Source organism: Streptomyces sp. NPDC127177, from assembly GCF_042672475.1.
GTDB lineage: Bacteria > Actinomycetota > Actinomycetes > Streptomycetales > Streptomycetaceae > Streptomyces.
In genome coordinates, this window is record NZ_JBHXUW010000057.1 from 36,833 (window position 1) to 53,495 (window position 16,663).

The 16,663-nt window shown below is 69.8% G+C and carries 12 protein-coding genes; 9 read left to right on the top strand and 3 right to left on the bottom strand.

Annotated features, from left to right (window positions below; genetic code table 11):
• Nucleotides 1-46: 46 nt before the first annotated feature.
• Complete coding sequence (gene eccCa / locus ACFVJX_RS28745; protein ID WP_384132520.1) at nt 47-4,006, bottom strand: type VII secretion protein EccCa; 3,960 nt, start codon at nt 4,004-4,006, stop codon at nt 47-49.
• A 185-nt stretch (nt 4,007-4,191) separates the two neighbouring features.
• Between eccCa and eccD the strand changes: the two genes are divergently transcribed.
• The 6 genes from eccD (at nt 4,192) to ACFVJX_RS28775 (ending at nt 11,291) form a co-directional block, all read left to right on the top strand.
• Nucleotides 4,192-5,673: a type VII secretion integral membrane protein EccD gene (eccD, locus tag ACFVJX_RS28750; RefSeq protein WP_384132523.1), complete on the top strand. Its 1,482-nt coding sequence runs from the start codon at nt 4,192-4,194 to the stop codon at nt 5,671-5,673.
• Between the two features lie 176 nt (nt 5,674-5,849).
• Nucleotides 5,850-6,140 carry a 30S ribosomal protein S15 gene (gene rpsO / locus ACFVJX_RS28755; RefSeq protein WP_018551846.1) on the top strand — a complete coding sequence of 97 codons (291 nt, stop codon included), beginning with the start codon at nt 5,850-5,852 and terminating at the stop codon, nt 6,138-6,140.
• A 270-nt stretch (nt 6,141-6,410) separates the two neighbouring features.
• On the top strand, nt 6,411-8,624 hold the full coding sequence (locus ACFVJX_RS28760; RefSeq protein ID WP_384132548.1) for a polyribonucleotide nucleotidyltransferase: 2,214 nt from the start codon (nt 6,411-6,413) through the stop codon (nt 8,622-8,624).
• Nucleotides 8,621-10,000, top strand: coding sequence for a M16 family metallopeptidase (locus ACFVJX_RS28765; RefSeq protein ID WP_384132526.1), 1,380 nt, complete (start codon nt 8,621-8,623; stop codon nt 9,998-10,000). The genes ACFVJX_RS28760 and ACFVJX_RS28765 overlap by 4 nt, the downstream gene beginning before the upstream one ends.
• 24 nt (nt 10,001-10,024) lie before the next feature.
• A complete protein-coding gene (dapB, locus tag ACFVJX_RS28770; RefSeq protein ID WP_384132529.1) occupies nt 10,025-10,777 on the top strand; it encodes a 4-hydroxy-tetrahydrodipicolinate reductase in 753 nt (250 codons plus the stop codon).
• 13 nt (nt 10,778-10,790) lie between these two features.
• The gene (locus ACFVJX_RS28775) at nt 10,791-11,291 is read left to right on the top strand and encodes a hypothetical protein (protein WP_384132532.1); all 501 of its coding nucleotides are present in this window, start codon (nt 10,791-10,793) and stop codon (nt 11,289-11,291) included.
• A gap of 277 nt (nt 11,292-11,568) precedes the next feature.
• Here ACFVJX_RS28775 and ACFVJX_RS28780 read toward each other — a convergent pair whose 3' ends face one another.
• Both ACFVJX_RS28780 and ACFVJX_RS28785 read right to left on the bottom strand, forming a co-directional pair.
• Nucleotides 11,569-12,120: a hypothetical protein gene (locus tag ACFVJX_RS28780; protein ID WP_384132535.1), complete on the bottom strand. Its 552-nt coding sequence runs from the start codon at nt 12,118-12,120 to the stop codon at nt 11,569-11,571.
• 94 nt (nt 12,121-12,214) lie between these two features.
• Complete coding sequence (locus ACFVJX_RS28785) at nt 12,215-12,454, bottom strand: hypothetical protein (RefSeq protein ID WP_384132538.1); 240 nt, start codon at nt 12,452-12,454, stop codon at nt 12,215-12,217.
• A 186-nt stretch (nt 12,455-12,640) separates the two neighbouring features.
• Here ACFVJX_RS28785 and thyX point away from each other — a divergent pair, with 186 nt between their 5' ends.
• The 3 genes from thyX (at nt 12,641) to ACFVJX_RS28800 (ending at nt 16,256) form a co-directional block, all read left to right on the top strand.
• A complete protein-coding gene (thyX, locus tag ACFVJX_RS28790) occupies nt 12,641-13,378 on the top strand; it encodes an FAD-dependent thymidylate synthase (protein WP_384132540.1) in 738 nt (245 codons plus the stop codon).
• Nucleotides 13,379-13,530: 152 nt separating this feature from the next.
• Entirely contained in the window at nt 13,531-14,430 is a 900-nt protein-coding gene (dapA, locus tag ACFVJX_RS28795) for a 4-hydroxy-tetrahydrodipicolinate synthase (RefSeq protein ID WP_384132543.1), read from the top strand.
• A 140-nt stretch (nt 14,431-14,570) separates the two neighbouring features.
• Nucleotides 14,571-16,256 carry a ribonuclease J gene (locus ACFVJX_RS28800; protein WP_384132546.1) on the top strand — a complete coding sequence of 562 codons (1,686 nt, stop codon included), beginning with the start codon at nt 14,571-14,573 and terminating at the stop codon, nt 16,254-16,256.
• The last annotated feature ends 407 nt before the right edge of the window (nt 16,257-16,663 follow it).

The following is a 16,663-nucleotide window of genomic DNA, read 5'->3' on the forward strand; positions in this document are numbered from 1 at the left end:
GCGCGGATGTGCTCTCCCACCCCCGTGCCGGCCCTCCCGCGCCGGGTCAGTGCCGCTCCGGCGTCCACCCCGTCTGCACCAGCGGACTGCCCCGGCGCCGGGTCGCGAAGTACCCGCGCCCCGGTGGCATCGGACGTCCCCGCACCGAACCGATCAGATCGCCCTCGGCCGGATCGCCGGACAGCACGACACCCTGGGCGCCCAGCTCCTTGATCCGCTGCATGAACCCCTCGTACATGGAGCGGGAGGCCCCCGCCGAACCGCGCGCGATGACGAAACGCACCCCCGCGTCCCGGGCGAACGGCAGGTACTCCGCCAGCGGGGCCAGCGGACTGCCCGCGCCCGTCGCCACCAGGTCGTAGTCGTCGACGATGACGAAGATCTGCGGACCCGTCCACCAGCTGCGTTCGCGCAACTGCTGCGGGCTGACGTCCGCCGGAGGCTGCCGGCGTGCGAACACCCCCGCAAGCGCCTCCATATGCGTCCGCATCGCGTCCGCCGTCGGCGCGTACTCCAGCAGATGGCTCTCCGGCAGCGCGCCCAGCAGCGACCGCCGGTAGTCGCCGACGACGAACTTCGCCTCGTCGGGGGAGTGGCGCTCCGCGAGCTGCTTCGCGATCAGCCGCAGCAGACCGGTCTTCCCCGACTCGCTGTCACCGAAGACGAGGAAGAACGGATCGGTGTCGAAGTCGACGAACACCGGCTCCAGTTCGGTCTCGTCGATACCGATCGCGATCCCCCGCCGCGGGAACTCGAACCCCTTGGGCAGCTGGTCCGCGGGCAGCCTGTGCGGCAGCAGCCGTACGGCCGGGGCCGGTGGCCCCGCCCAGCCGGCCCGCACCGCCCCGGTCAGCGCCGCCGTGCCGTCGGCCAGATCCGCCGCGCCGGCGCCGGAGTCGATACGCGGCAGCGCGCCCATGAAGTGCAGCTTCTCCGCCACCTGACCACGGCCGGGCACCCCCGTCGGAACGCGGGCAGCGACCCGGCGGTCGAACTCGGAGTCCATGGCGTCGCCGAGCCGCAGTTCGAGCCGCCCCAGGATCTGGTCCTTCAGCGCGGCACGCACCTCCATGTAGCGCGCCGCCGACAGCACGACATGGACGCCGTAGCCGAGACCGCGTGCGGCGATGTCGGTGACGACCTGCTCAAGCCCCTCGTACTCGGTCCGGAACGCGCTCCAGCCGTCGATGACCAGGAAGACATCGCCCCAAGCCTCCCCGGGCAGTTCACCGAGCGCGCGCAGGTGCCGGTAGGTGGCGACCGAGTCGATCGCCCGGTCGCGGAAGAACTCCTCGCGCCGGGCCAGCACCCCCGCCACCTCGGCGACCGTACGCCGTACCCGCTCCGGGTCCAGCCGTGCGGCGATACCGCCGACATGCGGCAGGTCCGCCAGCGAGGCCAGTCCGCCACCCCCGAAGTCGAGTCCGTAGAACTGGACCTCGCGCGGGGTGTGGGTGAGTGCGAACGACGCGATCAGCGTCCGCAGCAGCGTCGACTTGCCGGACTGCGGGCCGCCGACCACCATCATGTGCCCCGCCGCACCGGAGAAGTCCCGGTACAGCACCTCCCGCCGCTGCTCGAACGGCTTGTCGACCAGACCGAGGGGGACGGTCAGCCCACCGGGCCGGCTGTACTCCGTGGCGGTGAACCCGCGATCGGTACTGGTCGCCAGCCCCGGCAGCAGCCGGTCCAGCGCCGGCGCCCGGTCCAACGGCGGCAGCCACACCTGATGGGCGGGCACCCCCTGCCCCTCCAGCCGCCGCACGATCACATCGAGGACGGTGTCGGCGAGCGCCCCGTCCCGGGCGTCAGCCCCGACGGACGCCGCGGGCACCGGGTCCGGCGCCGGGTGCTCCACCGGCACGGGCAGCGCACTGAACACGGCAGCCCGTCGCCCGGCCGGAAGCCGCCCGGCCGGCCGGGCGGGACCGCCGGTGCGGTACGGCCCCGAGACGTACGCCGCCTTGAACCGGGTCATCCCCTCCGTACCGGCCTTCAGATAGCCGGAGCCGGGCACGGACGGCAGGTGGTAGGCGTCCGCCGCACCCAGCGCGCTGCGCGACTCCGCCGCCGAGAACGTCCGCAGCCCGATCCGGTACGAGAGGTAGGTGTCCAGACCCCGCAGCCTGCCCTCCTCCAGGCGCTGCGAGGCCAGCAGCAGATGCACCCCGAGCGAACGGCCGATCCGGCCGATCTGGATGAACATGTCGATGAAGTCCGGCTTGGCTGTCAGCAGTTCGGAGAACTCGTCGATGACCAGGACCAGCGAGGCCAGCGGCTCGAGCGCCGCGCCCGCCGCACGGGCCTTCTCGTATTCGTGGACGCCGGCGTAGTTGCCCGCCGAGCGCAGCAGCTCCTGGCGGCGCTGGAGCTCACCACGGATCGCGTCGCCCATCCGGTCGACCAGCGTCAGATCGTCGGCCAGATTGGTGATGACCGCGGCCACGTGCGGCAGGTGCGACATACCGGCGAACGTCGCGCCGCCCTTGAAGTCCGCGAGCACGAAGTTCAGCGTCTCGGAGGGGTGCGTGACCGCGAGCCCCAGCACAAGCGTCCGCAGCAGCTCCGACTTCCCGGAACCCGTCGCGCCGACACAGAGCCCGTGCGGCCCCATGCCCTCCTGCGCCGCCTCCTTCAGGTCCAGCATCACCGGTAGACCGTCCTCGCCCACCCCGATCGGCACCCGCAGCCGCTCGGAGGCCGACCGCGGCCGCCACGTACGCGCCACATCGACCGAATCCGCGTCACCCAGACTCAGCAGATCGGTGAAATCCAGCTCGGCGAGCAGCGGTTCGCCGTCATCACCTCCGCCGGCCCGCAGCGGCGCCAGCTGCCGGGCCAGCGCCTCGGCAGCCGGCAGCGCGAGACCGTCCGGCACCCCCTCGTACACCCGCCCCGTCCCGGACTCCAGCCGCAGCAGCCCGGGCCGCACCACCATGGAGAGACCGCCGCGCGCCGCGCCGAGCTCGCCCGACACCACCTCGATGACCGTCACGCCCTTCAGCCCCTCGGCCGCCGCCAGCACCGAGTCCGGCGGCACCCCGCCACCGTCCAGCACGACCACGACGTGCGGACGGTCCGGCACCGGCCCGCCCTCCCGGCCGAATCGAGGCCGCCCATCGAGCCAGGGCGCGAGCAACCCCTCGACCTCGTCCGGCCCCGCCCCGAACAGCCGCTTCGACCCGGCCCCGTCCACCTGCCCCGGCACCTGCACATGCGGCAGCCACTTCGTCCACTCCCAGCGCGCCACCGCACCCGGCCCCGCCACGACCGCGACCACCAGATCCTCCGGAGAGTGCAGCGTCACCAACTGGGCCACCATCGCCCGCGCCGCGGACTGCGCGGACTCCGGCCTGCCGGAGACCGTGACGTGGTAGAACGCCCGCATCGAGACGGCCATCGGCAGTCCGTCCAACGAGCCGTGCACCGCCAGGAACCGCTGCATCGCACCCGCGCACAGCGGGTCCAGCTCATCCACCGGAGCGGAGTCCGCCGCCTCCAGCGGCGTCGACAGCAACTGCGTCCCGAGCCCGACCCGCACCTGGCCGAAGTCCCCGTCGCCGGAACGCCGTTCCCACACCCGGGCGGGATCGGCCGCCACCGACCACAGCTGCTCGGGAGCGGGCTGCAGGTACAACTGCGCGTCCCGCTGGGCACGCGCGGTCCGGCGCACCGTCCGCCGCGTCCGCGCCAGGTACTTGAGGTAGTCGCGCCGGACCTCCGCCAACTGCCCCTGCGAACCCCGCCGGTAGCGGACCAGCTGCGCGACGACCATGCCGAGCGTCGACACCAGCATCAGCACACCCATGACCCGCATGAACGCGGGAGCCTGCGGAGAGAAGAAGAAGACCACCGAGGACGCCATGCCCAGCACAGGCAGGAGCTGCATCAGCAGGCCCTCCCGCTGCCCGCGCGGCAGTCCGGGCGGCGCCGTCAACGTCAACGCGTCCGTGGGGACTTCCGGCGGCAGGGACCGCGGTGGTCGCTTCACGACGATCTGGCTCACCGGAACATCAATCCCTCGGTGCGGACGGGATGACCGGGTGGACCGCACCGGCGCCCCCGTGGCTGCCTCTGCTCGCGGACTGGCCTCCGCGCGACGGTGATCCTACGTGCCGGGAGCCGTTCACCCGCCCCGGTAGGCTTGCCCGCGGACGGTTGCGGCACCGCGAACCAGGGGGATCCAGACACGTGAGTACGACCGCAGCGACCGGCTTCTGCCGGGTCACCGTCGTGGCGCCCGACAGCCGGATCGACGTGGCACTGCCCGAGGACATCGCCGTCGCCGACATCTACCCGGAGATCCTCCGCCTTACCGGCCGGACCCAGCCGGCGGGCACCCCCACCGGACACCACCTCGTACGCCGCGACGGCACGGTCCTCGACAGTTCCGGGACCCTCGCGGCCCAGCAGGTGCTCGACGGCGAACTCCTCCTGCTGCGCCCCTTCGCCCGCTCCCTGCCGCCCGCCGTCTTCGACGACGTCTCCGACGCCGTCGCCTCGGCCGTCGGCCGCGACCGCCACCTCTGGAGCGACGACCTGCTGCGCGGCGCCGGACTGGCGGGAGCCGTCGCCCTGCTCGCCCTGATGGCCCTCGTCCTGTGGTCCGCCGACCCGGCCCACCACGACATGCACGGACTGCCCGGCACCATCGCCGGCTGCGCGGGGGCGCTGCTCACCGCCTTCGCCGGGGTGCGGGCCCGCGTCTACGCGGACCGCGCCACCGCCGTGGCACTCGGCCTCGGCGCACTGCCCCTCCTCCTCGTCGCGGGCTCCGGCATCGTCGGGCCGGACGCCGGCCAGGACCCGGGCAGGCTGCAGTTCCTGCTCGGCTGCGTCACCGTGCTGGTCGCCTCGGTCGTCCTGGTCGCCCTGACGCGCAGCGGCGACGCCCCCTTCGTCGCGACGACCCTCCTCGCCACCGCCGGCACACTGGCGGCCTTCGTCGCGATACTCACCGAGGCCTCCGCCACCGGGGCCGCCGCCGTCTGCGCCCCGGCCGCCCTCGGACTCGTCGCCTTCCTGCCCGGCCTCTCCGCCCGCTTCGCCCGACTGCCCATCGGATACGCCGCACCCCGCCCCGCCCCCGGCGGCTACGGCGACCCCGCCGACGGCCCGGACGGCGGGGACGGCACCCCGGGCCTGCCCATCGACGCCGACGGCATCGCAGACCGCGCCCGCCGCGGCCACGAACTGCTGCTCGGCCTCACCGCCGGCTGCGCGGCCGTCGTCACCGCGTCCGCCGCGGCACTCGCCTTCTCCGACAACGCCTGGGGCCGGCTGCTGGCCCTGGCCGCCGGACTCGCGCTGCTGCTGCGCGCCCGGCTCTTCCGTTACACCTCACAGATCACCTGCCTGCTGGCGGCCGGCGCCGCCGCCATCGCCCTGCTGATCACCGGCCTCGCGCTGAACCCACCCGCCGACCTGCTGCGGGAGCTCGCCAGGTCCGGCGACCGGGGCGCCCTCGACGTCCGTACGATGTGGCTCTCCGTAGCCGTGGCCGCCGGCGCCGCCCTGCTCACGGCGGTCGCCCTGACCGTGCCGCGCAAGGGACTCTCCCCGCTCTGGGGCCGGCTCCTGGACCTGGCCGAGAGCGCGATCCTGCTCTCCCTGGTCCCGCTCTGCCTGGCCGTCCTGGACGTCTTCGCCAGGGCCAGGGCCCTCACCGGCTGAGCCCCGTCAAGGGCGCTCCGAACGGCTGGTAGTCTGGCTGTGGCCGTTTGTGTACGCGTTCCCGGTTCGTTCTGGGAGCTGCGCTCATCGGACCTTCGCTCCCGAGTCACTCAAGCTCCCCTGAGATCAAGACCAGGGGCACTCGTGGGCGCATCGAACACATAGAGGAGTACCGCGTGCCGCTCGACGCCGCTACGAAGAAGCAGATCATGACCGAGTTCGCGCAGAAGGAGGGCGACACCGGTTCCCCCGAGGTTCAGGTGGCCATGCTCTCCCGCCGCATCTCGGACCTGACCGAGCACCTCAAGACGCACAAGCACGACCACCACTCCCGTCGTGGTCTGCTGATCCTGGTCGGCCAGCGTCGCCGCCTTCTGCAGTACCTGGCCAAGAAGGACATCCAGCGCTTCCGTGCGCTCGTCGACCGCCTCGGCATCCGCCGTGGCGCGGCCGGCGGCGCCAAGTAAAGACGCTGATGAAGGGAGCGGTGCCCACTTCCAGGGGACCGCTCCCTTTGCCGTACGTGCGGGACCTGGGTCAAGCTCAGTAACCTGGACGTACAACACCAGACGAGGAGAGGCGCCCCACGGCCGCCGCCGGTCCTCGGTAGTGGCCCCCGGGACAACGCCCGGGAGCTTCGATCGAAGACCGGCCCCGCACACACGGTGCGCCTCTCCGCACCGTCCTCCGCCACACGGGCGACAGGACGAAAGACGACGAGTATGGAGAAAACACTAGTGGAGAACGAGACCCACTACGCCGAGGCCGTTATCGACAACGGAACCTTCGGCACCCGCACCATCCGCTTCGAGACGGGCCGCCTGGCCAAGCAGGCCGCCGGCTCCGCCGTCGCGTACCTGGACGACGACACCATGGTGCTGTCGGCCACCACCGCTTCCAAGCGGCCCAAGGACCAGCTCGACTTCTTCCCCCTCACGGTGGACGTCGAGGAGCGGCAGTACGCCGCCGGCAAGATCCCCGGCTCCTTCTTCCGCCGGGAGGGCCGCCCCTCCGAGGACGCGATCCTCACCTGCCGCCTGATCGACCGCCCGCTGCGCCCCTCCTTCAAGAAGGGCCTGCGCAACGAGATCCAGATCGTCGAGACGATCATGGCGCTCAACCCCGACCACCTGTACGACGTGGTCGCGATCAACGCCGCCTCCGCCTCCACGATCCTGGCGGGCCTGCCCTTCTCCGGCCCGATCGGCGCCACCCGCGTCGCCCTGATCAAGGGCCAGTGGGTCGCCTTCCCGACGCACACCGAGCTCGAGGACGCCGTCTTCGACATGGTCGTCGCCGGTCGCGTCCTGGAGGACGGCGACGTCGCGATCATGATGGTCGAGGCCGAGGCCACCGAGAAGACCATCCAGCTCGTCAAGGACGGCGCCGAGGCCCCGACCGAAGAGGTCGTCGCCGCCGGTCTCGAGGCCGCGAAGCCCTTCATCAAGTCGCTCTGCAAGGCCCAGTCGGACCTCGCCGCCAAGGCCGCCAAGCCCACCGGCGAGTTCCCGGTCTTCCTCGACTACCAGGACGACGTCCTGGAGGCGCTCACCAAGGCCGTCAGCACCGAGCTCGCCAAGGCACTCACCATCGCCGGCAAGCAGGAGCGCGAGGCGGAGCTCGACCGCATCAAGGAGATCGCGGGCGAGAAGCTCCTCCCGGCCTTCGAGGGCCGCGAGAAGGAGATCTCCGGTGCCTACCGCGCGCTGACCAAGAAGCTGGTCCGCGAGCGCGTCATCAAGGACAAGGTCCGCATCGACGGCCGCGGCGTCACGGACATCCGTACGCTCGCCGCCGAGGTCGAGGCCATCCCGCGCGTGCACGGCTCGGCGCTCTTCGAGCGTGGCGAGACCCAGATCCTGGGCGTCACCACCCTCAACATGCTCCGCATGGAGCAGCAGCTGGACACCCTCTCCCCGGTGACCCGCAAGCGCTACATGCACAACTACAACTTCCCGCCGTACTCCGTCGGTGAGACCGGCCGCGTGGGCTCGCCCAAGCGCCGCGAGATCGGCCACGGAGCGCTCGCCGAGCGCGCCATCGTGCCGGTGCTGCCGTCGCGCGAGGAGTTCCCCTACGCGATCCGCCAGGTCTCCGAGGCGCTGGGCTCCAACGGCTCGACGTCCATGGGCTCGGTCTGCGCCTCCACCATGTCGCTGCTGAACGCCGGTGTGCCCCTCAAGGCCGCCGTCGCCGGTATCGCCATGGGCCTGATCTCGCAGGAGATCGACGGCAAGACCCACTACGTCGCCCTCACCGACATCCTCGGTGCCGAGGACGCGTTCGGTGACATGGACTTCAAGGTCGCCGGTACGAAGCAGTTCGTGACCGCGCTCCAGCTCGACACCAAGCTCGACGGCATCCCCGCCTCGGTCCTGGCCGCCGCGCTGAAGCAGGCCCGTGACGCCCGCCTCCACATCCTCGACGTGATGAACGAGGCCATCGACGTCCCGGACGAGATGTCCCCGAACGCCCCGCGGATCATCACCGTCAAGATCCCGGTGGACAAGATCGGTGAGGTCATCGGCCCCAAGGGCAAGATGATCAACCAGATCCAGGAGGACACCGGCGCCGACATCACGATCGAGGACGACGGCACCATCTACATCGGTGCCCAGCAGGGCTCGCAGGCCGAGGCCGCGCGCGCCACGATCAACGCGATCGCCAACCCGACCATGCCGGAGGTCGGCGAGCGCTACCTGGGTACGGTCGTCAAGACCACCACCTTCGGTGCGTTCGTCTCCCTGATGCCCGGCAAGGACGGCCTGCTGCACATCTCGCAGATCCGCAAGCTCGCCGGTGGCAAGCGCGTGGAGAACGTCGAGGACGTTCTCGGCGTCGGTGCCAAGGTCCAGGTCGAGATCGCCGAGATCGACTCCCGCGGCAAGCTCTCCCTCATCCCCGTCATCGAGGGTGAAGAGGACGAGAAGAAGGACGACACCGACAAGTGACGTCCCGTAGTTCCGCGACGACGGCCCGCACCTCCTCGGAGGCGCGGGCCGTCGCCCGTACCCAAACACTCCTCAAGGGCAGCAACGGCATCGGCACAGTCCGCCGCACGGTCCTCCCCGGCGGCCTGCGCATCGTCACCGAGACCCTGCCCTCCGTACGCTCCGCCACCTTCGGTATCTGGGCCAACGTCGGATCACGCGACGAGACCCCGACCCTGAACGGCGCGACCCACTACCTCGAACACCTCCTCTTCAAGGGCACCGCCGAGCGCAGCGCCCTCGACATCTCCTCCGCCATCGACGCGGTCGGCGGCGAGATGAACGCCTTCACGGCGAAGGAGTACACCTGCTACTACGCGCGGGTCCTCGACACGGACCTGCCGCTGGCCATCGACGTCGTCTGCGACATGCTGACCGGCTCGCTGATCGCCTCCGAGGACGTCGACGCCGAACGCGGCGTCATCCTCGAGGAGATCGCGATGACGGAGGACGATCCCGGCGACTGTGTGCACGACCTGTTCGCGCACACCATGCTCGGTGACACCCCGCTCGGCCGCCCGGTCCTCGGCACCGTCGACACCGTCAACGCGCTGGACCGCGCCCAGATCGCCCGCTTCTACAAGAAGCACTACGACCCCACGCACCTGGTCGTCGCGGCCGCGGGCAACGTCGACCACGCCACGGTCGTACGCCAGGTCCGCAAGGCCTTCGAACGCGCCGGTGCCCTGACCCGCACCGACGCCGTCCCCACGCCGCCGCGCGAGGGCTCGCGCACACTGCGCACCGCGGGCAGGGTCGAACTGCTCAACCGCAAGACCGAACAGGCCCACGTCGTCCTCGGTATGCCTGGACTGGCCCGCACCGACGAGCGCCGCTGGGCACTCGGCGTACTCAACACCGCCCTCGGCGGCGGAATGAGCTCCCGCCTCTTCCAGGAGGTACGGGAGAAGCGCGGCCTCGCCTACAGCGTGTACTCGTACACATCGGGCTTCGCGGACTGCGGCCTCTTCGGCGTGTACGCGGGCTGCCGCCCGAGCCAGGTCCACGACGTCCTCAAGATCTGCCGCGACGAGCTGGACCGGGTCGCGTCGGACGGACTGGACGACGAGGAGATCAGCCGCGCCATCGGGCAGCTCTCCGGCTCCACCGTCCTCGGCCTGGAGGACACCGGCGCCCTGATGAACCGCATCGGCAAGAGCGAACTGTGCTGGGGCGAGCAGATGTCCGTCGACGACATGCTGGCCCGTATCGCGCAGGTCACCCCGGACGACGTCCGGTCGGTGGCGGGCGAGGTCCTCGGACACCGCCCCTCGCTCTCCGTCATCGGCCCGCTCAAGGACAAGCAGGCCGACCGCCTCGAAGAAGCGGTCTCCTAAATCCTCCCGTAAGGAAGCAGAGCAATGAGCAAGCTGCGCGTGGCCGTTCTCGGGGCCAGGGGCCGTATCGGCTCCGAGGCGGTACGAGCGGTCGAGGCCGCCGACGACCTGGAGCTGGTGGCCGCACTGGGCCGCGGCGACAAGCTGGAGACCCTCACGGAGACCGGAGCCCAGGTCGTCGTCGAGCTCACCACCCCCGCATCGGTGATGGAGAACCTCGACTTCTGCGTCCGGCACGGCATCCACGCCGTGGTCGGTACCACCGGCTGGACCGACGAACGGCTCGCGCAGCTGACCAGCCGGCTCTCCGGTTCCCCGGAGACCGGCGTGCTCATCGCCCCGAACTTCTCCATCGGCGCGGTCCTCACCATGAAGTTCGCCCAGCAGGCAGCCCGCTACTTCGAGTCTGTCGAGGTCATCGAGCTGCACCACCCGAACAAGGCCGACGCCCCCTCCGGCACGGCCGCGCGCACCGCCCAGCTCATCGCCGAGGCCCGCCGGGAGGCAGGCTCCGCGCCCCAGCCGGACGCCACCGCCACGGCGCTGGACGGGGCGCGCGGAGCGGACGTCGACGGGATCCCCGTCCACTCGGTCCGGCTCCGCGGCCTCCTGGCCCACCAGGAGGTGCTGTTGGGGGGAGAGGGCGAGACCCTCACCATCCGGCACGACTCGCTGCACCACAGCAGCTTCATGCCGGGCATCCTGCTCGGCGCGCGCCGCGTGGCGACCACCCCGGGCCTCACGTTCGGCCTGGAAAACTTCCTCGACCTGAACTGACTGAGCCCACGCCATGCGCGCAAAGATCACTTACGTCGTCACCGCTGCCGTCCTGGTCTTCTACTTCGCCCTGGCCGGCAGCCGTGGCGTCCTGCTCATCCGGCACGGCACTCTGCTCACGGTGACCTTCGGGGTCGCCGTGCTGATCCTGCCGCTGATCGGAATCTGGTTCCTCTGGAAGAACACCCAGTTCGTCCGGAGGGCCAACGCCCTGGCCGCCGAACTCGACGCCGAGGGCGGGCTGCCGGTCGACGACCTGATCCGCACCCCGAGCGGCCGCATCGACCGCGACTCCGCCGACGCGGCCTTCGCACGCCGCCAGGCGGAGACGGAGGACACCCCGGACGACTGGCGCTGCTGGTTCCGCCTGGCCGTGGCCTACCAGGACGCCAGGGACACCCCGAGGGCCCGCAAGACCATGCAACGAGCCATCACCCTGCACAACAACGAAGCCCTCACCCCGGAAGCCACCGCCCCGGCAGACGCATCGAGCCGGTCGGGCAAATCAAGCTGACCCGATACCTCGAGTCCTGCAGAATCACCGAGCTCGTCGGACAAATCCAGCCCGTCCGGTACCTCGAGTCCTGCAGACACACCGAGTCCGTCGGACAGATCCAGCCTGTCCGGTACCTCGAGTCCTGAGTCCTGCAGAATCACCGAGTCCGTCGGGCAAATCCAGCCCGTCCGGCGTTTGAGGACAGTCCTTCGAGCCCGTCCGGCGACCGAGGGCAGAAAACAGCCGCCCGGCGACCGAGGGAAACCCGGTCGCCGGGCGGCAAGGCCCGCAAAGGCTAACGCTGCCGGTACTCGTCCCCCCAGGCCTCAATCGTGTCCGCAGCCCGATCGAACGCCTCCCCCCGCGTCAAGAAGTCCGCGTTGGAGTCCGTGAGCAACGGCGGCACCGCATCGCCACCCCTTCGCACAACGATCAGCGCCTGGCCCTGAACCGTCCGAGGGAACCCGAGCCACTTCACCGGCTGCTGCACTGTACGGACCGCCGTTGCACGGCTCCACGGCACTGTCGTCGTCCGGAAGAAGCCGACCCGGCGGATGCCGTGCCGGCTCACCCAGGCGCCGATCCGCAGCATCCGCAGAGCGCAGATGATCACCGCGAGGGCGAGCGCGAGACAGGCGCCCGCACCGGGCATCGCCCCGGCGAACGCGATGATCATCCCCGCGAACAGGATGAACGAGGCAAGCAGCAGCATGGTGGCCGCAGCAGCGACCCGCCACGGTCCCGGACGGTAGGGACGCCGCCAGCTGTCGTGGTCGTCGAACGGCAGCGCGACATCCTCAGCGCTCGCGTCAAACGCGCGGTCGGCCGTCAGGAAGGGCAGGGGCACGACTGATCCTCACTCACAAGCACGCTCGATTGCTGTGCCCGGTGAGGCTACCGAGGAGGTGACCGGCCGTACCACCCCAGGGGGTCCGTACGAGTCAGTGCCCCCGCGCGGCCTCGGTCTGCTGACTGTGCGCGTGCGACTGGTCGGGTGCCAGTGCGGGGAGGCCGAGGACCAGCGATCCGGCGAGGCCGGCGATCACGGCCAGCCCTACGAGGCTGCGGCCCGCCAGCTCGGAGAGGCTGCTGCGCTCCCGGGGCGGTGGTGTGACGTTACTGCGGAATCGGTCGGCCTCGGCGACGAACGAGAACGGGACGGATTCACGCCGGCGGAACATGAGGTTGCTCTCCTTGAACTCTGTGTCGGGTGGTGCTATTGAGTCAGACGCACGGCGAGCCCGATCGGTGCCCCGAATCGCCGAATTGGTCGAAGAAATCCTCGAACGGGCGGTGCGGACGGCGTTGTCAGTGGCGGCCCGTAGAGTGGGCGCCGCCCGAGCGACGCCATTGGAAGGACCCCGCCGGTGACCGAGACCCCCGAGCCCGCAAAGCCCAGCTTCCGCAGCGACGTCACCGTTGACCTGGTGAAACACGCCGCAGGCGATTCCGACGTGCTGTTCGCCGCCCGTGTCTCCACGGCCGGTGAGCAGTCCCTGGAGGAGATCACCAAGGATCCTGAGCGCTCCAAGGGGCTCATCAACTACCTGATGCGGGACCGGCACGGAAGCCCGTTCGAGCACAACTCGATGACCTTCTTCATCAGCGCCCCGATCTTCGTCTTCCGCGAGTTCATGCGGCACCGCGTCGGCTGGTCGTACAACGAGGAATCGGGCCGCTACAGGGAGCTGGAGCCGGTCTTCTACGTACCGGGGGAGTCCCGCAAGCTCGTCCAGCAGGGCCGTCCCGGCAAGTACGAGTTCGTCGAGGGCACCGAGGCCCAGCAGGAGCTCACCGGCCGCGTCATGGAGGACTCGTACCGCCAGGCGTACGAGGCCTACCAGGAGATGCTCGCCGCGGGCGTGGCCCGTGAGGTCGCCCGCGCGGTCCTCCCGGTCGGCCTGTTCTCCTCGATGTACGCCACGTGCAACGCCCGTTCGCTGATGCATTTCCTCGGCCTGCGCACCCAGCACGAGCTGGCGAAGGTTCCGTCCTTCCCGCAGCGCGAGATCGAGATGGTCGGCCAGCAGATGGAGGCCCACTGGGCGGAGCTCATGCCGCTCACCCATGCAGCCTTCAACAAAAACGGACGCGTCGCTCCATAGGCGGTGTCCGTATTGCGGCGTTTCGTGAAGTTCATCTAGGCTGATCAAACGGACCCGGCACTGCTTGAACCCCCGAGCAGGCAGTGCCGGGCTCCTATCGCTTGTCCCCCCGAGGGGACACCCGGCGCCGAGCAACGAGTAGCGTGTTACCCATGGCTCCGATCTCCACTCCGCAGACCCCCTTCGGGCGGGTCCTCACCGCTATGGTCACGCCCTTCACGGCGGACGGCGCACTCGACCTCGACGGTGCGCAGCGGCTCGCCACCCATCTGGTGGACGCAGGCAACGACGGCCTGATCATCAACGGCACCACCGGCGAGTCCCCGACCACAAGCGACGCGGAGAAAGACCAGCTCGTAAGGGCTGTGCTGGAGGCGGTGGGGGACCGGGCGCACGTCGTCGCCGGCATCGGCACCAATGACACCCGCCACAGCGTCGAGCTCGCTCGTACGGCCGAGCGCACAGGTGCCCACGGCCTCCTCGCCGTGACGCCGTACTACAACAAGCCGCCGCAGGAGGGTCTGCTGCGGCACTTCACGGCGATCGCGGACAGCACCGCTCTGCCGGTGATGCTCTACGACATCCCCGGCCGCAGCGGTGTGCCGATCGACACAGAGACGCTGGTGCGGCTCGCCGAGCACCCCCGCATCGTCGCCAACAAGGACGCCAAGGGCGACCTCGGCCGGGCCAGCTGGGCCATCGCCCAGTCGGGCCTCGCCTGGTACTCGGGCGACGACATGCTGAACCTCCCGCTCCTCTCGGTCGGCGCGGTCGGTCTCGTCTCCGTCGTTGGCCATGTCGTCACCCCCGACCTGCGGGCGCTCGTGGAGGCATTCCTCGGCGGCGACGTCCAGAAGGCCACCGAGATCCACCAGAAGCTGCTGCCCGTCTTCACCGGCATGTTCCGCACCCAGGGCGTGATCACCACCAAGGCCGCGCTGACCCTCCAGGGTCTTCCCGCGGGCCCGCTGCGGCTCCCGCTGGTGGAACTCACCGCACATGAAACGGCGCAGCTCAAGATCGATCTCGCTGCCGGTGGGGTACAGCTGTAACCACGGACTTCACAACTGAATACGCGAAGAACACTCGCAAGAGGGCAACACGGCAACACCCCAAGACAACAGCAAGTGCACGAATGACATGCGCGCCACGTGCCCAAGCGGTACGTGGCGCGTGTGGTAAGGAGAGTCTTTTGAGTCATCCGCATCCCGAACTCGGCACCCCGCCGAAGCTCCCGAAGGGCGGCCTTCGGGTCACCCCGCTGGGCGGCCTCGGCGAAATCGGCCGCAACATGACGGTCTTCGAGTACGGCGGACGCCTGCTCATCGTCGACTGCGGCGTCCTCTTCCCCGAGGAGGAGCAGCCCGGAATCGACCTGATCCTTCCGGACTTCACGACGATCCGGGACCGCCTCGACGACATCGAGGGCATCGTCCTCACGCACGGCCACGAGGACCACATCGGTGGTGTCCCGTATCTGCTGCGTCTGAAGCCGGACATCCCCCTGATCGGCTCCAAGCTGACCCTCGCGCTCATCGAGGCGAAGCTCCAGGAGCACCGCATCCGTCCGTACACCCTTGAGGTCACCGAGGGGCAGCGCGAGCGCATCGGCGTCTTCGACTGCGAGTTCATCGCGGTCAACCACTCCATCCCGGACGCTCTCGCGGTCGCCATCCGCACCCCCGCGGGCATGGCCGTCGCCACCGGTGACTTCAAGATGGACCAGCTCCCGCTGGACGGCCGGCTCACCGACCTGCACGCGTTCGCACGGCTGAGCGAGGAGGGCATCGACCTTCTGCTCTCCGACTCGACGAACGCGGAGGTCCCCGGCTTCGTACCGCCCGAGCGGGACATCCAGAACGTCCTTCGCACGGTCTTCGCCAATGCCCAGAAGCGGATCATCGTGGCGAGCTTCGCCAGCCACGTGCACCGCATCCAGCAGATCCTCGACACGGCCCACGAATACGGCCGCAGGGTCGCCTTCGTCGGACGGTCGATGGTCCGGAACATGGGCATCGCCCGTGACCTGGGCTATCTGAAGGTTCCCGCGGGTCTGGTCGTCGACGTCAAGACCCTCGACGACCTGCCGGACGACGAGGTCGTGCTCGTCTGCACGGGTTCGCAGGGTGAGCCGATGGCGGCCCTGTCCCGGATGGCCAACCGTGATCACCAGATCCGGATCGTCCAGGGCGACACGGTCATCCTGGCGTCGTCGCTGATCCCCGGCAACGAGAACGCGGTCTACCGCGTGATCAACGGCCTGACCCGCTGGGGCGCCAATGTCGTCCACAAGGGCAACGCCAAGGTCCACGTCTCGGGTCACGCCTCGGCCGGCGAGCTGCTGTACTTCTACAACATCTGCAAGCCGAAGAACCTGATGCCGGTCCATGGTGAATGGCGCCACCTCCGGGCCAACGCCGAACTGGGCGCACTCACCGGCGTGCCGAAGGACCACATCGTCATCGCCGAGGACGGCGTGGTCGTCGACCTGATCGACGGCAAGGCCAAGATCGTCGGCAAGGTCCAGGCGGGCTATGTGTACGTGGACGGCCTCTCGGTCGGCGACGTCACCGAGACCTCCCTCAAGGACCGCCGCATCCTGGGCGACGAAGGCATCATCTCCGTCTTCATCGTGGTCGACAGTTCCTCCGGCAAGATCGTGGGCGGCCCCCACATCCAGGCCCGGGGCTCCGGCATCGACGACTCCGCGTTCAGCGCGGTCGTACCGAAGGTCCAGGACGCCCTGAACAAGTCGGCGCAGGACGGCGTGATGGAGCCGCACCAGCTCCAGCAGCTGGTCCGCCGCACGGTGGGCAAGTGGGTTTCCGACACCTACCGCCGGCGCCCGATGATCCTTCCGGTCGTCGTCGAGGTCTGACCTCGGCACGCCCGAACAGGCGCGAACTCCGGAGCGGGGCCCCCGATTTGCATCGGGGAGCCCCGCTCCAGTACGTTTACGTCTCCACCTCACCGGGAAGCACCGCGCGCATCCGTGCGCCGCGAGCGCCTGCGGGGGGTTGGAAATTCCGACTCAGAACTTCTGATAAAGTCGGATCCGCCGAAAGGCAAGGCCACTCCAACGGCCACCGGAAATCAAATTCGGACCGGAAACGGAACGAAAACGGGTCTGGTAAGGTTGGAATCGCTGGAAAGGGAAACGCGAAAGCGAAGAACTGGAAAGCGAAAGAACGCGAGGCCCGCTTCGACCGGGAATCGGACACGAAAGAGTCTGATAGAGTCGGAAACGCAAGACCGAAGGGAAGCGCCCGGAGGAAAGCCCGAGAG